General features: G+C 56.1%; 22 protein-coding genes. 13 read left to right on the top strand and 9 right to left on the bottom strand.

The window, feature by feature from the left end; translation table 11 throughout:
- The first annotated feature begins 7 nt into the window (after positions 1–7).
- The 5 genes from VIN96_RS08480 (at position 8) to VIN96_RS08460 (ending at position 5,255) form a co-directional block, all read left to right on the top strand.
- Complete coding sequence (locus VIN96_RS08480; protein ID WP_331895418.1) at positions 8–769, top strand: ABC transporter ATP-binding protein; 762 nt, start codon at positions 8–10, stop codon at positions 767–769.
- Positions 766–1,554: an ABC transporter ATP-binding protein gene (locus VIN96_RS08475; protein WP_331895417.1), complete on the top strand. Its 789-nt coding sequence runs from the start codon at positions 766–768 to the stop codon at positions 1,552–1,554. The genes VIN96_RS08480 and VIN96_RS08475 overlap by 4 nt, the downstream gene beginning before the upstream one ends.
- A gap of 200 nt (positions 1,555–1,754) precedes the next feature.
- Positions 1,755–2,144: a response regulator transcription factor gene (locus tag VIN96_RS08470; protein ID WP_331895415.1), complete on the top strand. Its 390-nt coding sequence runs from the start codon at positions 1,755–1,757 to the stop codon at positions 2,142–2,144.
- Between the two features lie 30 nt (positions 2,145–2,174).
- The gene (locus VIN96_RS08465; RefSeq protein WP_331895413.1) at positions 2,175–2,465 is read left to right on the top strand and encodes a hypothetical protein; all 291 of its coding nucleotides are present in this window, start codon (positions 2,175–2,177) and stop codon (positions 2,463–2,465) included.
- A gap of 3 nt (positions 2,466–2,468) precedes the next feature.
- Entirely contained in the window at positions 2,469–5,255 is a 2,787-nt protein-coding gene (locus VIN96_RS08460) for a sensor histidine kinase (protein WP_331895411.1), read from the top strand.
- 8 nt (positions 5,256–5,263) lie between these two features.
- Here the strand turns inward: VIN96_RS08460 and VIN96_RS08455 are convergent, their stop codons facing one another.
- Positions 5,264–6,313, bottom strand: coding sequence for a hypothetical protein (locus tag VIN96_RS08455; protein WP_331895410.1), 1,050 nt, complete (start codon positions 6,311–6,313; stop codon positions 5,264–5,266).
- Positions 6,314–6,461: 148 nt separating this feature from the next.
- Here VIN96_RS08455 and VIN96_RS08450 point away from each other — a divergent pair, with 148 nt between their 5' ends.
- Both VIN96_RS08450 and VIN96_RS08445 read left to right on the top strand, forming a co-directional pair.
- Positions 6,462–7,433, top strand: coding sequence for an SPFH domain-containing protein (locus tag VIN96_RS08450; RefSeq protein ID WP_331895409.1), 972 nt, complete (start codon positions 6,462–6,464; stop codon positions 7,431–7,433).
- A gap of 43 nt (positions 7,434–7,476) precedes the next feature.
- A complete protein-coding gene (locus VIN96_RS08445) occupies positions 7,477–7,929 on the top strand; it encodes an NfeD family protein (RefSeq protein ID WP_331895408.1) in 453 nt (150 codons plus the stop codon).
- A gap of 1 nt (position 7,930) precedes the next feature.
- Here the strand turns inward: VIN96_RS08445 and VIN96_RS08440 are convergent, their stop codons facing one another.
- Positions 7,931–9,547 carry an MBL fold metallo-hydrolase gene (locus VIN96_RS08440; protein ID WP_331895407.1) on the bottom strand — a complete coding sequence of 539 codons (1,617 nt, stop codon included), beginning with the start codon at positions 9,545–9,547 and terminating at the stop codon, positions 7,931–7,933.
- 141 nt (positions 9,548–9,688) lie between these two features.
- On the opposite strand from VIN96_RS08440, the gene VIN96_RS08435 reads away from it, so the two are divergent.
- On the top strand, positions 9,689–10,948 hold the full coding sequence (locus VIN96_RS08435) for a hypothetical protein (protein ID WP_331895406.1): 1,260 nt from the start codon (positions 9,689–9,691) through the stop codon (positions 10,946–10,948).
- A gap of 81 nt (positions 10,949–11,029) precedes the next feature.
- Here VIN96_RS08435 and VIN96_RS08430 read toward each other — a convergent pair whose 3' ends face one another.
- Together VIN96_RS08430 and VIN96_RS08425 are read right to left on the bottom strand one after the other, a co-directional pair.
- The gene (locus VIN96_RS08430) at positions 11,030–11,227 is read right to left on the bottom strand and encodes a hypothetical protein (protein ID WP_331895405.1); all 198 of its coding nucleotides are present in this window, start codon (positions 11,225–11,227) and stop codon (positions 11,030–11,032) included.
- Positions 11,228–11,288: 61 nt separating this feature from the next.
- The gene (locus VIN96_RS08425) at positions 11,289–11,516 is read right to left on the bottom strand and encodes a hypothetical protein (RefSeq protein WP_331895404.1); all 228 of its coding nucleotides are present in this window, start codon (positions 11,514–11,516) and stop codon (positions 11,289–11,291) included.
- Positions 11,517–12,362: 846 nt separating this feature from the next.
- Here VIN96_RS08425 and sat point away from each other — a divergent pair.
- On the top strand, positions 12,363–13,544 hold the full coding sequence (sat, locus tag VIN96_RS08420; RefSeq protein WP_331895402.1) for a sulfate adenylyltransferase: 1,182 nt from the start codon (positions 12,363–12,365) through the stop codon (positions 13,542–13,544).
- Between the two features lie 213 nt (positions 13,545–13,757).
- Here sat and VIN96_RS08415 read toward each other — a convergent pair whose 3' ends face one another.
- Complete coding sequence (locus VIN96_RS08415) at positions 13,758–14,198, bottom strand: hypothetical protein (protein WP_331895400.1); 441 nt, start codon at positions 14,196–14,198, stop codon at positions 13,758–13,760.
- A 102-nt stretch (positions 14,199–14,300) separates the two neighbouring features.
- On the bottom strand, positions 14,301–14,657 hold the full coding sequence (locus VIN96_RS08410; protein WP_331895398.1) for a nucleotide pyrophosphohydrolase: 357 nt from the start codon (positions 14,655–14,657) through the stop codon (positions 14,301–14,303).
- Positions 14,658–14,814: 157 nt separating this feature from the next.
- Between VIN96_RS08410 and VIN96_RS08405 the strand changes: the two genes are divergently transcribed.
- Positions 14,815–15,591 (top strand): metallophosphoesterase family protein, encoded by a 777-nt coding sequence (locus tag VIN96_RS08405; protein ID WP_331895396.1) that lies wholly within the window; start codon positions 14,815–14,817, stop codon positions 15,589–15,591.
- 120 nt (positions 15,592–15,711) lie between these two features.
- Positions 15,712–16,347 carry a transglutaminase family protein gene (locus tag VIN96_RS08400; RefSeq protein ID WP_331895394.1) on the top strand — a complete coding sequence of 212 codons (636 nt, stop codon included), beginning with the start codon at positions 15,712–15,714 and terminating at the stop codon, positions 16,345–16,347.
- A 62-nt stretch (positions 16,348–16,409) separates the two neighbouring features.
- On the opposite strand, the gene VIN96_RS08395 is transcribed toward VIN96_RS08400, so the two are convergent.
- The 3 genes from VIN96_RS08395 to VIN96_RS08385 form a co-directional block, all read right to left on the bottom strand.
- Positions 16,410–17,051, bottom strand: coding sequence for a phosphoadenosine phosphosulfate reductase family protein (locus VIN96_RS08395; RefSeq protein WP_331895392.1), 642 nt, complete (start codon positions 17,049–17,051; stop codon positions 16,410–16,412).
- Between the two features lie 224 nt (positions 17,052–17,275).
- Complete coding sequence (locus tag VIN96_RS08390) at positions 17,276–17,743, bottom strand: hypothetical protein (RefSeq protein WP_331895390.1); 468 nt, start codon at positions 17,741–17,743, stop codon at positions 17,276–17,278.
- A gap of 5 nt (positions 17,744–17,748) precedes the next feature.
- A complete protein-coding gene (locus VIN96_RS08385) occupies positions 17,749–18,063 on the bottom strand; it encodes a metalloregulator ArsR/SmtB family transcription factor (RefSeq protein ID WP_331895388.1) in 315 nt (104 codons plus the stop codon).
- 224 nt (positions 18,064–18,287) lie between these two features.
- On the opposite strand from VIN96_RS08385, the gene VIN96_RS08380 reads away from it, so the two are divergent.
- Both VIN96_RS08380 and VIN96_RS08375 read left to right on the top strand, forming a co-directional pair.
- Entirely contained in the window at positions 18,288–19,529 is a 1,242-nt protein-coding gene (locus tag VIN96_RS08380) for an ATP-binding protein (protein ID WP_331895386.1), read from the top strand.
- Between the two features lie 157 nt (positions 19,530–19,686).
- Positions 19,687–20,013, top strand: a 327-nt coding sequence (locus tag VIN96_RS08375) for a substrate-binding domain-containing protein (protein ID WP_331895384.1), incomplete at its 3' end; no start/stop codon positions are given.

Here is a 20,013-nt window from a genome sequence, read left to right as displayed (position 1 = left end):
GGACAACGTGGAAAATATCGTTCTGAACGTCTCCGGCGTGCAAAAGACCTTCGGCGGTCTGCAGGCGCTCAGCGACATCAACTTGAAGATCGAAGAAGGCAAGACCCACGCCATTATCGGTCCCAACGGTGCAGGCAAATCGACGCTGTTGAACGTTTGCGTCGGACTGCTGGCTCCTGATTCCGGATCGGTCAAGTTCGGCGACGTCAATCTTACGGGTAAAACACCTTACGAAATCAATCAGTTGGGCGTTGTGCGCGTGTTTCAAACTCCGGAAATCTTTCCCGAGTTGACGCTGCTGCAAAACGTCATCATCCCGGCTTTGGCCAAGCGCGACGGCGAGTTCCGGTTCAATGCTTTCAAAGCGTTGGCCGACGAAAAGGAACTCGTCGACGAAGCCAAGCACGTCCTTGAGGACTTGGGTCTGGAAAACCAGATGCATGATCTCTCGGCGAGCATGTCGCGTGGCGACAAGCGGCGGTTGGAACTGGCCATGTGCCTGATCCAGCATCCCAAGCTGCTGCTGTTGGACGAACCCACCGCCGGTATGGCGCGTCACGATACCAACCGCACCATCGACATTCTCAAGCGCATCAAAAGCCGCGGCATGACCAAAGTGATCATCGAACACGACATGCACGTGGTGTTCAGTTTGGCCGATCACATTTCGGTTTTGGCGCAAGGCGCGATCATCGCCGACGGCACCCCCGACGAAGTTCGCGGCAACCCGAAGGTTCAAGAAGCATATCTTGGTGGAGCGCACCTATGAACGATCAATCTCTCGGCATCGATTTGGGCAACGTGGGCACCAAGCCGACCGCGGAAAAGCCCGTCAACGAAGGTGCGGCCACGGCGTTTTTCTCGGCCTGGGACATGCACTCGTATTACGGCGAAAGCTACATCGTGCAAGGCGTCAGCTTTGATATCCACGAAGGCGAAATCGTCGCGCTGCTCGGCCGAAACGGCGCGGGCAAGACGTCGACCCTGCGCACCATTGCGCGCATGGACAATCCGGAATTGCGTCATGGTGAAATCTGGCTGGACCACCAGCCGCTGCATACCATGCAGGCGTGGCAGGCCGCGCGTCTTGGCGTTGGATTGGTGCCTGAAGATCGGCGCATCATTTCCGGTTTGACGGTTGAAGAAAATCTTGTTCTGTCGCAGATTGCTCCGCCCATCGGCTGGTCGTTGGAACGCATTTACGAACACTTTCCCCGATTGGCCGAACGCCGCAATCAAGAAGGCGTGACGTTGTCGGGCGGCGAACAGCAGATGCTGGCGGTGGCCCGCGCCTTGGCCCGCGACATCAAGCTGCTGTTGTTGGACGAGCCCTATGAAGGCTTGGCCCCGGTGATCGTGCACGAAATCGAGAGCATCCTCGAAGGCGTCAAAAAGCTCGGTATCACCACCATTATCGTCGAGCAAAACGCCATCGCCGCACTGCACTTGGCGGACCGCGCAATCATTTTGGACATGGGCGAAGTCGTGTTTAACGGCCTTGCACAGGAAGTCCTCGATAACAAAGAACTCAGAGACGAATATCTGGCGATCTAAAGTCCACATCCGCACAGGCGGGGACTGGGCGCTCATCACTCCTACCCCCTTGTTCGTCAGATAGCACAAGGCCCCGGCACGTCCGGGGCCTTGTTGCGTTTGGGGGGCATGGTGTGAAGACAAAGATGACATTTTGCATGTGAATGGCTAGGATGCCTGTACAGTGGATTGGCCCGCTGGTTAGGGGAGACGAAAGCGCCATGACCTATTCGGTGCTGGTGGTGGAAGACGAGCCGAACATCGTCCTATCGCTTCAATTCATCATGAAACGCTCTGGGCACGAGGTACGCATCGCCGAGGACGGCGAAGCTGCTTTGCTCGCAATGAAAGAAAAAACACCCGACGTGGTGCTGCTCGATATCATGCTGCCCAAGCGTGATGGACTGTCGGTCTGCGAAGCGGTGCGTGCCAACCCCGATTGGGCGGGGGTGAAGATCTTGGTTCTGAGTGCCAAAAGCCGGGAATCGGATAAAGAACGGGCATTGTCGTTGGGTGCGGACGATTACATCACCAAACCCTATTCAACACGTGAAGTTTGCGAACGGGTCAACGCCATGCTGGGCATCGATGGATGCCCCCAGGTGCCCTGACGCCATATTCCATAGACAAAGGCGAACCCGATGAAACGCTCCGGGCGCAAACAGGAATGGTCGCTGACGATGTTTGTGTTCGGCGTGTTGTTCTTCTTCCCTCCACTTGTCAGTATATTCGACAAGCCTTACGTGGTGTTGGGGGTGCCGCTTGCGTATTTGGTCATGTTCGGCATGTGGGGGCTGATCATATTCGGCATCTGGCTGGGTGCGCGCCCCATACCCTTACGCGGCGATACGCTTGTTGTTACAGACCAGAACCCGCGCGATACAATCGTGGATACAGCGCAATCGGTCGGTAAAGAAACGGAGCGGGGATAGATCATGCAAGGTGGTCTGATCGCCATTGTCTCGATCGCCTATCTGGGCACGCTGTTCGCCATTGCGTATTTTGGTGACAAACGCGCCGAACAGGGCCGCAGCCTGACGCAAAACCCATATATCTATACGCTGTCGATTGCGGTGTTCTGCACCTCGTGGACGTTTTATGGATCGGTCGGATTGGCGGCCCGCTCTGGGTTGGATTTTTTGCCGATCTATCTTGGCCCGACGCTGGTGTTCGTGGTGTGGTCGGTGGTGTGGGTGAAGATCGTGCGCATCTGCAAGCTCAACCGCATCACCTCAATCGCCGACTTTATTTCGTCGCGTTATGGCAAGAGCTCGCGCCTGGGCGGGCTGGTGGCGTTGATCGCGGTGATCGGCACCACGCCGTACATTTCGCTGCAACTCAAATCCATCGCCACCAGCTTTGAAATCATCACCAATTCATCGGGCGAGAGCAGCGCAATTAGCCCGGTTCTGGGGCAGTACGGCCTGGATTCAACGTTCCTGATTGCCTTGGCGCTGGCGATTTTCTCGATCCTGTTCGGCACCCGCCACATCGACGCCAGTGAACATCACGAAGGCATCGTTGCCGCAATTGCGTTTGAATCCATCGTCAAGCTGTTCGCGTTCTTGGCGGTGGGCTTCTTCGTCACCTTCGGCGTTTATGGCGGGTTCGCCGATTTGTTCGCCAAGGCAACAGAGGCCGAATTGCAGCATCTGTTCACCATCAATCCCACCGGCGATTACGCCACCTGGGTAACGATGATTTTGCTGTCGATGTTGGCGATCATCTGCTTGCCGCGCCAGTTCTACATCACGGCGGTCGAAAACACCGATGAGAACCATCTGCGCACCGCCGTGTGGCTGTTCCCGCTGTATCTTTTGGCGATCAATATCTTCGTTTTGCCGATCGCCATCAGTGGACGCATGGCGTTTTCCCACGGTGGCGTGGATGCCGATATGTACATGCTCACCGTGCCGATTTTTTACGGACAAGGCGCACTGGCGTTGTTGGCGTTTATCGGTGGGCTGTCCGCCGCCACATCGATGGTGATCGTCGCCGCCATCGCGCTCAGCACCATGGTGTGTAACAACATCGTGGTGCCGATGCTGGTCAACTGGCGGTGGGTCGATTTGGGCAAACGTCGCGATCTGACCGGTCTTTTGCTGCTGACGCGCCGCGCATCGATCATTGCGATTTTGATCCTGGGTTATGGCTATTTTCGTCTTGCGTCGGGATCGTATTCTCTGGTGACCATCGGTTTGGTGTCGTTTGCCGCCGCCGCCCAGTTCGCCCCGGCAATCATCGGCGGGATTTTTTGGAAAGGCGCGTCGCTGAAAGGCGCCATGACCGGTCTGGCCTTGGGTTTTGGGGTGTGGGCTTACACCTTGCTGTTGCCGTCATTTGCGCAATCGGGGTGGTTGCCCATCAGCTTTATCGATTACGGCCCCTTCGGTCTGACGTTCTTGAAACCGTACGCCCTGTTCGGATTGGAAGGGTTCGACAATCTGTCGCACGCTCTGTTCTGGAGCATGCTGGCCAATGTCGGCGTCTATGTGGTGGTGTCGCTGTTGACCCGGCAAAGCACCATCGAACGTATTCAGGGCGCGGTCTTCGTGGATGTGTTTCTCTATACCGAAGGCCTCAAGGATTCCCGTTTTCTCCAGGGCACCGCATCGATTGGCGACTTGCGCGATCTGGTCGGCCGTTTCGTCGGCGACGACCGCGCCGAAAAAGCATTTCAGGTTTTTGCCATGGAATTGGGCGTGCCGTTGCGCCCCAGTCAGGCCGCCGATACGGCATGGCTGGACCGCGCGGAAAAAATGCTTGCCGGTGCGGTGGGCTCGGCCACGGCGCGCGTGATGATTGGATCGGTGGTCAAGGGCGGCATCGTCAGTCTTGATGAGATGTACAAGATTTTGGACGAGACCTCCCAAGCCATTCAGTACTCGCGCATGCTGGAAACCAAATCGCGGGAATTGGAAGACACCACCACCCAGTTGCAAGCGGCCAACGAACGCCTCAAGGAACTGGACTCGCTCAAGGACGATTTCCTCAACACCATTTCCCATGAGCTGCGCACGCCCCTGACCTCGATCCGTGCGTTTTCGGAAATTCTGTCGGAAACGCCCGATATTACGGAAGAGGAAAGCTCACGGTTTTTGATGGTGATCCGCAAAGAAAGCGAGCGCCTGACCCGCCTGATCGATCAAATCCTGGATTTGGCGAAAATGGAATCCGGTCAAATGGACTGGGCGCTGGCCAACATCGATTCCCGCCCCGTTATCGAAGCGGCGGTGGCCACCATGTCGGCGCTGATGCACGAACGAGGCGTCACTTTGAAGGTCGAATTGCCGGCAGGTATGCCGATGATCAAGGCCGACCACGATCAACTGGTTCAGGTTCTGGTGAACCTACTTTCCAACGCAGTCAAGTTCTGCCGCCACCCTGGCGGTTACGTGGGCGTGACGGCAAAGGTGCGCAATGGACAACTGTGTATCAGCGTCAGCGACAATGGCGAAGGCGTGCCGGACGAAAAGAAGGCCGAGGTGTTCGAGAAATTCCACCAGTTCAATCAAGGCAACGACAAAATGCCCCGTGGCACGGGGTTGGGTTTGGCGATCTGTCGGCAGATCGTCACGTTCCTCGGTGGCCAAATATGGGTGGATGACAACCCCGCAGGTGTGGGGGCGCGTTTTTCCTTCACCGTGCCGATGGCCAGGGCCGATGGTTATTTCGCCGTTGAGGATGAAGTCGATAAACCGTCTCAGGCCTTGACGGTCTAGCCCCCCGTTTATTCAGGGGGCGGATCGTCCCTGCGTTTGCCTTTTTCGGGTGACTTACAGTATGGCGCCCGATTGGCGACGTTGAAACCGGCCTCGCCGTAACGCAAGATGTCGACCGATTTGATCAAATCCATTTTAAATATTTGATTGAGGATATTGGGTGCGATGCGTTCAAATTCGCCCAATTCAGTATCGGTCGCATTGCGGTCTTGCGGCAGAACCCGATTGAAACCCTGATAGAGCTTGTCCATCACATTGGCGACGCGTCGGCATACGGCGACCTTGGTGTCCCAATCTTCGACGGTCAAAATCACCGCGTAATATTGAGGACGGTCTTTCGTGCTGTGCGACGTCAAAGGCCAGCGCATGGTTTTCAGCCATATATGGATCGGCCCCGGTTCTTCCGGCACGACTTCCGGCGCGGGCTGACTTGGTGCCACAGTGTCCGGTTGAGCGTCTTGAACTTTTGCGGGTTCTTCGGGTTTCGGTGCTTGCGGTTCCGGGGTGGGGGCTGTCTCGGGCTCGCTGACGGCGGCAGGGGCCTGGGCAAGCTGCGCGGGGCGCGACGGTCCGATGGTCGATTGCAACAAGGCGTACACGATCCCCGATAGTAATAAGATGAAGGTGATCCCGACCGGCAACAGAACCTTGGGTTTGAGCAGAAAGTCGATTTTCCACAGCAAGCCGGCACGACGGTCGATGGCCGCGCCGGCGCGCTTGCGTTCGACATAGACGCGGGCTTTTTCGATACGGGCGTCTTTAATCTGGCGCAACAGGCCGCTGACGCCTTTTTGCTTCGCGGCGATGTCGACGGGTTCGGCGAGGATCGATTCCAGCTGATTTTTGAGCCGCGTGACTTCCGTTTCGTCGCCCCGGCGGGTGAACAGCTTGTCGATGACGACGGTGGTGGTGAGACGTAGGGTTTCAGCCGATGGCGATTGTGCGATCAGTTGAACGAAGCCCGACTGCGGGTCTTCGAAGACGACTTCCCAGTCCGTGGTGCCATCCGGCGTTTTAGGCCATGCGGCCTTGCCCATATTGGCGTTCATCTCTGCCATAAAACGAAAAACCTTAATCGATTAAAGGATTTAAATCATGTTACCCGGATATGACGAATTCCCCAACACATAGGAAAGCCTTGCGCGATTTTCCATTCTTACGCCATAGTCTAAGTATCAAAGGTTGATGAGATCTTAGGGGATTAGCATGGAACTCGCTGGATTTGCTGGATTTGCGGGCGCGCTGCTGCTGTTTGCGCTGGCGATGGTGTTCATGGGCGTCAAGGTGGTGCCCCAGGGCATGGAGTACACGGTGGAACGTTTCGGTCGTTATACCGCGACGCTGAAGCCGGGGCTGCACATCATCATGCCGGTGGTGGATCGTATCGGCGCCGAGCTGAATATGATGGAACAGGTCCTCGACGTACCCAGCCAGGAAGTCATCACCAAGGACAACGCCATGGTAACGGTCGATGGCGTGGTGTTTTATCAAATTCTCGATGCCGCATCGGCGGCGTACGAAGTCAGCGATCTGCAACGCGCGATCTTGAACCTGACCATGACCAACATCCGTACCGTGATGGGGTCAATGGACTTGGACGAGCTATTGTCCCAACGTGACAACATCAACGCAAAACTGTTGATGGTGGTTGACGAGGCCACTTCGCCTTGGGGCGTGAAAGTGACGCGCATCGAAATCAAGGACATCTCGCCGCCGCGCGATCTGGTCGATTCCATGGCCCGTCAGATGAAGGCGGAACGCGAAAAACGTGCACAAATTTTGGAAGCCGAAGGTTCGCGCCAGTCCGCGATCTTGCGCGCCGAAGGTGAAAAACAGTCCGCCATCTTGGAAGCCGAAGGCCGTCGCGAAGCCGCCTACCGCGACGCCGAGGCCCGTGAACGCGAAGCCGAAGCTGAAGCCAAGGCTACTGCGGTGGTTTCCGACGCCATCGCCAGCGGTGACGTGCAAGCCATCAATTACTTCGTCGCGCAGAAATATGTCGAAGCCTTGAAGGACATCGCATCGGCGCGCAATCAAAAGGTTCTATTCATGCCGATGGAGGCCACCGGCATCCTCAGCTCGCTGGCGGGCATCGCAGAGCTGGGCAAGGGCGCGTTCGGCGGCGGCAAGGACAGCGGCGGCGACAGTGGGGGCGGCAGTGTTCCCCCTGTACGCTAGTGTATTGATCAGCCCGCCGCGGCCGACGGAAAGGCAACTCGATATGTCTGTGACGTTTTTCGATGAAATCACCTTTTGGCATTGGCTGATTGCGGGCGTGATTTTGATTGCGCTCGAGATGGCGGTGCCCGGCGTGGTGTTTATGTGGATCGGCATCGCCGCGATCATCACCGGTGGGGTGGCCTGGGCCTCGCCCGACCTGGCGTTCGAATGGCTGCTGATCATCTTTGCGGTCTTGTCGGTGCTCAGCGTGGTGCTGGGGCGGACGTATCTTAAACGCCATCCACTGCAATCGGATCACCCCAAGCTCAACCGTCGTGGCGAACAATATGTCGGTCGCCACTTCACCCTGTCGGAACCCATCGTCGGTGGGTTCGGCAAAATCAAGGTCGACGACAGCACCTGGAAAGTCGCGGGCGAAGACATGCCCCAAGGCGCCAAGGTCGAAGTCGTCGCCGTCGACGGCGTGGTGCTGAAGGTCGAAGCGCGCGACTGAGTTAGCGGCCTTCGACTTCGATTTTCTCCAATACATCGCGCAACTTGTTGAGCGCACGATGGCGCATGTGGTCGCTTTCTTGGTCGCGCAGTTTTTCCGATAGGCTAACCAGGAACGACGCATAGTCGTTGTGCCAATCGCGGCTGTAAAGTTCTGATTGCTCGATGCGGGCCTTGACCACGCTGTGATTGATCTTGCCTTTCAGGCTCAGCACGAAGGTCTCATCCAGACGGGGAATGAAGACCCGCGCCGCCTCGCAACCGTGTGCGATCAGATGATCGCGCAACGTTGCCAAGGCCGGGTCGTCGCCATGGGTGAGGAAAATGCCGCGCTTGACCGGCATGCGATCGCATGCCCATTTTACCAACTCTTGTTGATCGGCGTGGGCCGAATAGTGGTCGATCATGCGGATGCGCGCGCGCACTGCGACTTCCTGGCCGTGGATACGCACCAGTTTTTTACCCTCCAACAGCATCGCGCCTAAACTGCCGGGCACCTGATAGCCGACGAACAAGACGGTGGCCTGCGGTCGCCACAGATTGGCCTTGAGGTGATAGCGGATGCGGCCGGCGTCGCACATGCCACTGGCGGCGATGATGATCGCGCCCGATGCGATGCGGTCCAGCGCCATGCTGTCTTCGGCGCGGTTGATGAATTCAAAGCGTGGATTGCGAAACAGGCCGCCACGCCCCTCGATATCGTTGAGGTCTTCTGCGTGACCTTCGAACACCTCTGTGGCGCGGATCGCCAGCGGACTGTCGAGGTAGACCGACACCGGCGGCAGTTCCTTGTCCTTGAGCAACAGCCCGATGTCGTAAAGGAGTTCCTGGGTGCGTTCGACCGCGAACGCGGGGATCAAGACGTTGCCGCCCGCGTTGAGGCCGTCGAGAATTTCGCGCTTCAAAACTTCTCGCCGCGCTTCCAAGGTAAGATCGATGCGGTCGCGATCGCCATAGGTGCTCTCGACGAATAGATAGTCGAGACCGGAAGGGCTTTCCGGGACCTCTTGGAAGGATTTTTCCTGCGGACCGATATCGCCGGAAAAGAGGACCTTCAGCGGCCGTTCTTCTGTATCGATCTCAACTTCGACCGAAGCCGAGCCCAAGATGTGTCCGGCGTTCCACAGCCGCACCCGTACCCCCGGCGAAGCTTCGAACCATTCGTCAAAGGGCCGGATGACAATGCTGTCCAGTGCCATTTCGGCCTGGACCTTGGTGTAGACGGGTTCGATGGTCGGCAGACCGCGACGTTGATTGCGCCGGTTGACGCGCTTGACTTCGGTCTCGTGGATGTAGCCGCTGTCGGGTAGCATGTAGGTGAGCAGATCGCGGGTGCCGCGGGTGGCGTAGACCGGGCCCTCGAAGCCCATTTTGACCAGCTTGGGCACCAGTCCCGAATGGTCGACGTGGGCATGGGTCAGCACCACGAAATCGATTTCTTTGGGCAGGAAGGTGAAGTTGCCGTAGTTCAACTCACGCAGCGATTTCGAGCCTTGAAACAGCCCGCAATCGACCAGAAATTTACCACCTGGATGGGTGACGAGATAGCACGACCCGGTAACCGTACCCGCCGCGCCAAGGAATTTGAGTTCGACGTTTTTGGAGAGTTGTTTGTTCATGGCCGTTCCCTCCGTCTGATAATTTTACGCCTTTTCAGAGGGGTAGCCAAATGAAACTGGCCATAGTCCCGTCGCAAAACCGTTTTGAGATTTTCTGGAAAGGCGGGCACTGCTATGATTCACAGTAAAGTAGGTGCCTAGATGACGATGCTGCAAAACCCAAATCAGTATGCGTTGGTCAAGGTTTTCCGACGCTTCGTGTGGATGATCATTCCAGCTCTGTTGGGAATGTTTTTATTTGCGCCAACAAGCACCCTGGCTGGGGTTGGCGAACCGGTGCTTGTGTCCGGAGCCCAATCCGTTTTGGTGGTGCCTGTGCGCTTTCCCGGAACGGCTCCGGGAAAGAGCCTTGCGGATATTCTCGACAAATCAAAACGCATCGACCGATACATCCAGGTCGCGTCCTATGGTAAGGCGTGGTTGGAAACCACGATTGCTGACTGGGTAGATTTGCCCGATCCGTTGAGCGCGTATGCGGTCAGCCCACACAATTACAGTGTCGATAAGCGGCGCGTCACAAAGCTGGTTGCCGATGCGCTCGGCGTTGCGCGCGCCCGTCACGATCTAGATAATTTTAAGGTGATCTGGATTGTGGTGGGGGTAAACACAAATTTCGGAGTTGGCTACGGCATGATCGCCTACGCCATCAATCCGGGCATGTTGTCCAACTTTTACCGAGAAGGCCCCGAACTGAAAACCGTTCACCTCACGGGTGGTGGCGTGTTTTCCGGGGCCGGGGTCGTGTCGGCCGAAAATGCGCATGTCGGTCACGTTGTTCACGATCTCTTGCACGCCCTGGGCGGTTCGACCAATGGCCTGAGAGCGGTTCCCGATCTTTACGATTTCGACTTACAGAGTGCGCCACCCAAAGCCAAGCCTCATCCTGCGCTGTATGCCATTCATGTCGGCCCTTGGGATATTATGAGCCAACATTTTGTTGAGCTTCGAATGCCGCCGCCGATGCCGTCGGTCTTCATCCGTCACCAGCTGGGATGGATCGACGACAGTCAGATCGCTACGGTTCACCCTGGTGAAACGCGTGACATAACACTGAACCCCTTGGCCAGCGGAAAGGGATTTTTGGCGATCCGCATTCCCCTGTCAAAAAGCCGCTTTGTATTGATTGAGAATCGCCAAGTTGGGCAAACCGATCAGGCTATTCCCGCATCGGGCATGCTGGTCATGGAAATTGATTTGGCGGGTAACGAAGGTGCGCATTCCGGTCGCCCCATTGCACGGGTCGTTGATGGGAATCCATCGACACCTACGCTGGACGATGCCGTTTTTACACCTGAGGGGGGGGAGCGACCATCCTACGTTTCGTCCGGTGTCGGCGTGAACGTGTCACCATTGGCTTTGGGCGCGGATGGTTCGCTGATGATACGCATCGGACCAAGTTAGGGGGCGGAATTCATAGATGAACGACAAAACCGGATAAACGGCGAAGGCCTTTCCGAGGTAACTTCAATCGTCCTGATAAGATTATAGCGCGCAGGCAGATAAGAAAGCGTCGCGGTCTCGGTGGGTTTCAAAATAGATGGCCACGGTCTTTTGACGCTGTTTCGCATTTACGGTGTCGAGTTCGACATCCCACTCGCCTTGGCAGCGTGTTTCCAAGATTTTTTCAAGCTCGCTGATGGGCGAGGTGGTTTTCATGCGGATGCCGACGCGAAAGGCCATGATGCGTCTCCTTCATGTGGTGTCGTCAGATGCTCTTTAGGGCGGTGGAGTAGAAGGCGGGTCAGATTTCCGCCAAGGTATGACGGAATTCTTCGACTTGTTTGAGCAGGGCCGAAACCTGGAGGTTGTCGCGTTCCAATCCGCGCCCGCGATCCAGGGCGTAAATCAAGGCATCCGCCGCCAACATGATGTCAAAAGCCCGGCAGTTCGACGAGGTTTCATCGATGTGGCTGTACACAGCGGCAATGCGCGCACCTTGGTCAATGATGTCGGTTTCTTGAGTGTTCATGGTTGGGTCTCTCTGCTTTGATTTGTTTCGGATGGTAAACATATCAAAGCAAAGGCCATGCCAGGAGGCGGGGTTTCTAACCCTTTGATAATGCAGAGTCCTGTTGAGGGGGGCGGTTTGGGGGCATGTTATTTTTGCAAAATGAACCTTTCCCTTTTTGCATATTGCTAATAAGGGACACAGAGATGGTCGCTTCAATGCCGAATTTTGAGAATTATCGGTTGAGATTGGTCATGGAACCGACCGGGCTTGGTTCTTTTTCGCGGTGAACGAGCTCATAGCCGGTTTTATGTCTTCGACAGTCGCCGTGCCTCCGGCGAAGCTCCGCCAGCCAGGAGAACGGCTTTGCATTCAATTCCGATACTTGGTGGGTCGGACCGCAGGCCCTTTCGAAACAAAGCCGTAGGGGGGGCGAATGCTCATTATGCGTTCGGTCTCTATATCCGTGGTCATGATGATTGATGGGCAGTATGGCTACACCCAAACCCATATCAGCATCGTGATATATTCACTTTTTATAATTTTCGATGGCAAAAGTCGCGAATGTTTTGCTACAAAGCATTTAGACGCAATTATGTGGCTTAGAGCCAATCTAGAATAGAGAGGGGCGAAGTGCATCACACGTGTTGCCGCCAAGGGTCCATCGAGCGGATCTGTCACCGTCAAAATGGTGTCGTTTCAAGCGCTGCCGTGCTGGCCGCTCCATAGCGATTACGTCTTCATTTACATATTTAATTCGTAATAAAAAAATAAACTTCAATAAAATTGCGTAAATATGTAAAACGTTCGTGACACACATTCAGGCCAGGGATCGCCTCGCCTGAAGCCGAGATAGAAGGAAAAAAAATGTCTCATTTGGTTGAGCCCCACGGGGGGGAAGGTCTGAAACCGTTGCTGGCACCGGAAACGGAGCGTGCCGACGAAATCGAACGCGCCAAGAAACTCAAGCAAGTTCCGATGTCCAGCAAGGAAATGTCTGACGTTTTGATGTTTTCCATGGGTGCCTACACGCCGTTGGACGGGTTCATGGGACGTGACGACTGGCATGGCGTCTGCGCCGACATGAAACTGAAGAACGGTTTGTTCTGGCCGATTCCCATCACGCTTTCCGCCGATCAAGCGCTGGCCGACAGCATCAGCGACGGCGAGGAAGTGGCGCTGTACGACGCCGAAAGCGGCACCGTCATGGCGATCATGACGGTCAACGAAAAGTTCGCCATGTCCGCCGACGACAAGGCTTTCGAAGCTCAGCACGTCTACACCACCACGGACGGCGAACATCCCGGCGTGCAAAAGGTCAACGAACAAAAGGACGTCTGTCTGGCCGGTCCCATCAGCGTCATCGACGAAGGTGAATTCCCGAGCCTGTTCGGCGACTTGTACCAGCGCCCCGCCGAAGCGCGTGCGGCATTCGCCGACAAGGGTTGGTCCAAGGTCGCGGCGTTCCAAACCCGCAACCCGATGCACCGTAGCCACGAACACTTGGCGAAGATCGCGGTCGAAGTCACCGACGGCGTCTACATTCACCAGGTACTCGGCAAGTTGAAGCCGGGCGACATCCCCGCCGAAACGCGCACCAAGGCGATCCAGGCGATGATCGACAACTATTTCGTTCCGGGCACCGTCATTCAGGCGGGCTATCCGATCGAAATGCGTTACGCCGGTCCGCGCGAAGCTTTGTTCCACGCGTTGATCCGTCAGAACTATGGCTGCTCGCACCTCATCGTCGGTCGCGATCACGCCGGCGTTGGCGATTACTACGGCCCGTTCGATGCCCAGCACATCTTCGACAAGCTGTGGGACGGCGCGCTGGAAACCCAGCCGCTGAAGATCGACATCACCTTCTATTGCGGCAAGTGCATGGGTATGGCGACCGCCAAGACCTGCCCGCATGACAAGGAACACCACGTGTCGATTTCCGGCACCAAGCAGCGCGAGATGCTCAGCGCGGGCGTCGACATTCCGCCCGAATTCTCGCGTCCGGAAGTGGTCAAGGTTCTGCAGGCTTACTATGCAGGCTTGAAGTAAGCTTCATAAGGCTTTGCATGCAAAGGGGAGAGGGGCAACCTCTCCCCTTTGTTTGTTTGGAACCGTATGTGGAAAATCGAAAGGCACGATTTCGATGTTCGCCCATTGCGGACACGCTAATTTTTTCGAAACCACTTCATGGGCAATATCCCCGCGTCTTGGCGGTGAAGTTGAAAACATCGCAAAGATTATGTTGTGGTTGACGCTAACCGCCTAGTCAAACGTCATGCAGACCAGAACTTCATTGATATCGTGGTTGCGCCTCAATGGCATTTTGACTTGATGGAACACTTTGTGTTTCTCGTCCTTCCAATAAAGAGAATTGGTGGCGTAAATTCTCTTTTTTGAATCGAGAGCTTCTTTGTTCATGGCCTTGACCGAGTTCAAGGCTTCGCCGAAACCCATTTCGGACATCAACAAGCCGGTGCAGTCGCGTTGATAAATTTCGCAGATATGAGACCCGTAAAATACGGTTAGAAAATCTTGCTGACCCTCGATCCATTTATGGATGATGAAATGCTTCCAGAATTTAATAAATGGGCGGGTTTCAATCAGCGAGAATGTCGGTATGCCATCGGTTGTCGATGAATCGACCAAATCAACGAAATCAACAATCAACGGATGCCGCATGGCCTCGTCATTCTTGTCATGCATGACTTATCTTTCCCATCCCCCTGTCGTTCGTCTGGGCACCGTTGTAAAATAATAAGTTATAATAGTATGTCGGCAGTGGGACGGCTGGGTTCAATAATATTCTTATAATTCCGTGTATTTCTTCGCGTTGCCGCGAGCCTTGTCGACGGGGTATTTGGCGTCGTTTTGGTCGATCTTGCGGTGTGCCTCTTCGACCAGATCGATTCCGGCGCGTTCGGCGATCAAAAGCAGGTAGAGGAACACGTCGGAGACCTCTTCACCAAGCCGCTCGCGGAAATCCGGATCGGTGACGGCGTCTTCGACCGCCTGGGTGTCCTTCCATTGGATCAGTTCAAGCAGCTCCCCCGTTTCGATGCCGGCGGACACGATTAGGTCCTTAAGACTGTGAAACTGCCGCCAGTCGCGGTCGTCGCGGAACTTCATCAGGCGGGCGGTCAAATCGAGTACGGAATCGGTCATGAAATAGGCCCGTGTTTGAAGTGGTCTCAAGATTGGAATCAGACTATATATGAAGCAATCGTAATATTCCAGGCAGCCCGTGGCTTCCGCCCAGTCCTGGATATAGATACACCGCACCTCGCCGAATGAAAAAGACCGCGCCTAAGGAACACCACATATGCTGATCGCCCATATTTCCGACACGCACATCACCACCCACGACGATCCGGATCTGCCGCAATCGAATGCACGGATTCAGGCGCTGACGGCGTTCGTGAAGCACATCAACCTGATGGCGGAAAAACCGGACTTGATCATCCATACCGGCGACGTGACCCACGGCGGCGAACCGGAATACTACGCAACCGTCAAAGCCATCATGAGCGTTTTGGACGTCCCCGTTTACTTCGCGCTGGGCAACCGCGATAAGGCGGACAACCTGGTGGCCGGTTTGGGCGACTTGGGCAGCGCAAGCACCATTGGCAAGTTCCTGATCTACAGCGTCGATCAATATCCCGTGCGTATGATCGCCATGGACACCCAGAACAGGGGCGAAAACATCGGCACGACCTGTTCGGAACGCCTCGATGCGTTGGACGCCATGCTTAAAGCCGAGCCGAACAAGCCAACGGCACTCTACATGCACCACCCGCCGTTCGAAGTCACCACATCGAAATATCCGTTCCAGTTCAATGACCAGTTGTTGGCGGATGCGTTTTTGGATCTGATTACGCAGCATAAACAGGTGGTGCATATGTTCTGTGGGCACATGCATCGCAGTTATCGGGTTGATCTGCCGACGTGCGTGGCGACGATCACGCCATCGTTGGTTCCCGACAACCGTTTGGGCGACTTCGACCCGGCGATCCGCGATAAGCCGCTCTTCGAGCTGCACCGCTGGAACCCGGACACGGGCGCGTTTGAGACCAGCCTGCACGCGGTGGATGGCGCCTAAAGCCAAGTCGGGTCGCCTTGACGACGGAACTGGTTTTGTGACCGGATTCATACGCTTGTCACGGAAATGTGGTTGTTTGCCGTCGTCAGATGACCGACAGCCTTTTTCGAGATGAGCGATATGACCTTACAGGCAACTTCACAGCCCTTCGTCCGACCGCATCCCAAGCCCTTGGACGTGGCGAAGTACGATCCGTTTCTCGCCGCTTGTCCGGTTATCGATTGTGGCCATCCGCTGGTTCAAGACCGCGCCGCGCTGCTGGCTCATGGTCTTTTCAGCGATGAAGCCATCGCGAAAGCTTGCTTCGAATGGGTGCGCGATGAAATTCAGCACAGCGTGGATTTCGAACGCGGCCCGGTAACCTGTAAGGCGTCCGACGTGCTGGCGCACAGAACCGGTTTTTGCTTCGCCAAAAGCCACCTGTTGGCAGCATTGCTGCGCGCCAACGGGGTGCCTGCGGGACTGACCTATCAGCGCTTGCGCCGGCGCAGCGGCGGCTACCTCATACATGGGTTGAACGTCGTGCATCTGCCGCAGATCGGTTGGTACAGGCTCGATGCGCGTGGCAACAAGGACGGCGTTCAAGCCGAATTCACGCCGCCCCGCGAACGATTGCCCTGGGACGGAAAAGGGGACGGCGAAGTCAATGCCCGCGAAATCTGGGCAACGCCTTTGACCCAGGTGGTCGATCTGTTGAACGGTGCTGCGACATGGCAAGACGTGCGGGCCCATCTTCCCGACAGCTTCGAAGCATAAGCGCACAAAAAACGGCCCTCTGGTCGAACCAGGGGCCGCTTCCGTTTGAGATAAGATGCGTCTTAGAACGCAAAGGTCATCACATCGGTGCCATCGCCGTGCTTTTCGTCCATGTTCAACTGAACCTTGGCTAGCTTGTGGTAGGGCAGGTCGAACTGCTCCATGAATTCCTGAACGCGTTCCGCATCCCAATCGAGGATCGGGTTGACGCGCACCAACAAGCCTTCGCGTTCGACCCGCGAGCGCACGGTGCTGTCTTGGTCGTAATGGTAGACCGCGCTGATCCAACAGTCGTAGTTCGCCAAGGTCTTGTTCAGATGCATGGCTTCCTGGGTGGCGCCGTGGTTGCGATCATATTGGGCTTTGACCCATTCGATATGGTCGAGGTCGCCGGGACGCACCAGGGTCTCATCTTCGCCGATGGGGTCCAAAACGTTGGTGAAGCCAAAGCGCTGGATGATGTCGCGCTTGTATTCTTCACTTTCGGGGAACACCTTGCCGGCATTGCAATAGATGATCGGAATGTTGGGGTCGATTTCGGACAGCATGTGCTGGACGATCACCGAACGCGCGCGTAGCGACGCGGTAACGGCAATTTTTCCGGCAAACTTATCTTTGATGAGGTATTCGAGAAGCTGCGTACAGGCCATTTCCTGGCAGGCTTCTTTGATTTCTCCGCATTCGAGCGCGGCACATCCGTCCATTGTTATGATACCCCCCTTTTCGGGTCTGATTTTATATGTTGGATCGCTGTAAGTCGCATAACCGAAAAAATATTAGATCAAAAGAGGTGGGGCGCACAAAACAAAGTTTCCCTCAAAAGGGCGCGGTGTAGTAGCATGATATTAAGTTGTTGATTGGGCTGTATATTTAATCCCGTCGCGGCGAAAGAATGTTACCGGAACGGGGCATCTTGAATGCGCAACGATTAGCCGCCGGTACACAGACGAATGCGTTCCGCTTGCGCGCGGTCGGCGGGCAGCCAATCGTCCGTCGGTTCGCTATCGACAAGGCCTTGCCAGTCGTGGGGAAAACGCGTGGCTAAGGTCTTGAATTTTACATCGAATCTGTAGCCTTCCCACACCACCGCATTATCGGCATTTCGCTTGCGCACCGCGATTTCATAGATATGTCCGCGACCGAAAAACCGTTTGGGACCGAGAAACTTCGCCGCGCGCACATCCCACACCGTGTCGGCGGCCTTGGGATCTCGCAGATCGACATGCAATTCGAAATCGTCGGTGCCGCCATTGCCGGACGGGCGGGCGCGCACCGTAAAGGTGGCGTTGGCGGCTGCCAGCCCCTCAAGCAGAATTTGGATCGGTTTGAGGTCCGGGCGGGCAAGGGGAATGCGGGTGTAAGGACCGGTACACGATGTAAAGGTATCGTCTGACATGGGCTTTACCTGACGATATTTCCGATGGTCTTGATGAGTGCGGCGGCTTTGCCGTGGCTGAGGGCGTAATAGATGCGGTTGTGTTTGCGCCGCGTGGTGACGATGGATTGTTCACGCAAGCGGCCCAATTGTCGCGACAGGCTGGCGCGGTTTGCACCCAATTTCGCGACCATGTCGTTGACGTGCATTTCACCCACCTCGTGAAGCAAGGCGACGATCATCAGACGTTCCGTGTTGGCCAGATCACTTAAAAGCTGGCATGCCTCTTCCGCCAAATTTGGGCGGCACAGACAATCCTTGTTCGGGATAATGTGTCCCATCACGATGAACTTTCCTGCACGGATAAAAGTATGATAAATAACCTGCTGTTCGGGCCTAACCTACACCAAGTGAACGTGCAGACCTACCGCTAACCCGTGCTATCCATTGCCTACATCGCTATTTGTTAAAGAACGTTACAGGTGTGCAAAGCATTGGCACGATGTGACATGGACCAGTATGCTGACGACAATGTAACGGTCGTGTGAAAGCGAGTTTTTAATCAATGCGCCGGTTTCCCCCTGCTGATTTTTCATTTGCGCCGTTGTTGGCGTTGATACCGGGCTTTACGGTTTTGGCGGCGTTTGCCATCGACAAAAGCGTCACCGCCAGCGAGGCCTTGATGAGTGCAGGCGTGATCGCAATGGGCGCGGCGTGGGCCGGGTTGAAGCAGGCGCAGGCCTTTCCCGAAACGGTGACCAAGGTCGACACCACGTTGGCATCGGTTATTTTGGATGCCTTGCCCGATCCGGTGATGCTTTTGGACAAGCGCCGTCGCGTGCTTGCCGCCAATCGTGCGGCGGACGAGTTGTTGGGCCGCGGCATGCATGGCCGCGACATCATTTTGAGTCTGCGCCAACCTGCCGCTCAGGAGGCCTTGCAGAAAACGGTTGCCGGAAATGCGTCGCGCGCCGAAGCCGACGTGGTGTTCGAAACGCCGGTGCGCAGAAGTTATCAGTTGCAAGTCATGGGCGTGCCGCGCAGCGAGGCCCTGTCGGTGCGCGCCGTGGTGGCGCTGCACGAAGTGACGGCACTTAAAAATGCAGAAACCATGCGTGCCGATTTTGTCGCCAACGTCAGCCACGAGTTGCGCTCGCCGCTGTCGGCGTTGAGCGGTTTTATCGAAACGCTGCAGACCTCGGCCAAAGACGATCCCGCGGCGCAAGAACGGTTCTTGAACATTATGAACGGTGAAGCCGGACGCATGGCGCGGCTGATCGACGATTTGCTGTCTTTGTCGCGAATCGAAGTCAACGAACACATTCGCCCGACAGCGCGCACGTCGCTTTCCGCGCTCATTTCCGGCGTCGTGGATTCGGTGCACATCAAGGCCGAGCAAAAGGAAGTGGTCCTCGATGTCGATCTACCGGCTGACCTGCCTGAGGTCTTGGGCGATGAGGACGAACTGCGTGAGGTGTTCCAAAATCTCGTCGACAACGCCATCAAATACGGTGCGCCGCGCAGTACAGTGCGCATCAAGGCGCGCCTTTTGGACGAACTGGTCGAAACCAAGACCCCGGGGGTCGAAATTGCCGTCGCGGACCAAGGTGATGGTATCGAAGCCGAACACATTCCGCGCCTGACCGAGCGCTTTTACCGTGTCGACAAAGGGCGTTCGCGCTCGATGGGCGGCACCGGACTGGGGCTGGCGATCGTCAAACACATCGTCAATCGCCACCGCGGCCGCCTGATTGTGACGAGCGAACAGGGCAAAGGCTCTGAGTTTCGCGTTCAACTGCCCATTTAGGACTGCTGAAGTCCGCACAAATCCTAGATTTGTTGGGTGTCACATACTTGTAACACAACAGTCATAAAAGGGACTCGCCAGGGCTCTAGCTTGCTCGCGAAACGGCGTTTTGCCGTGTTTGAGAATTTGAAAGCCCTTAATTAGGAGTTTGAACGCGATGTTCAAGAAGACCCTTACGGTTGCCGCGATTGCCGGTGTATTTGTTGCCGGCGCCGCCCAGGCCCGCGACCAGATCCGCATCGTCGGTTCGTCGACGGTGTTTCCGTTTTCCACCGCTGTCGCCGAACAGTTCGGCAAGACCAGCAGCTTCAAGACCCCCGTTGTCGAGTCGACCGGCTCCGGCGGCGGTTTGAAATTGTTCTGCGCCGGCGCCGGCGACGAACACCCCGACATCACCAACGCCTCTCGCCGTATCAAGAAGAGCGAAGTCGAGAAGTGCGCGAAGAACGGCGTGACCTCGATCACCGAAGTGAAGCTCGGCTAT

It is taken from the genome of Magnetovibrio sp., from assembly GCF_036568125.1.
In the GTDB taxonomy this organism is placed as follows: domain Bacteria; phylum Pseudomonadota; class Alphaproteobacteria; order Rhodospirillales; family Magnetovibrionaceae; genus Magnetovibrio.
Note: the sequence above shows the minus strand (reverse complement) of the source record. Positions and strands in the feature narration are given on the sequence as shown.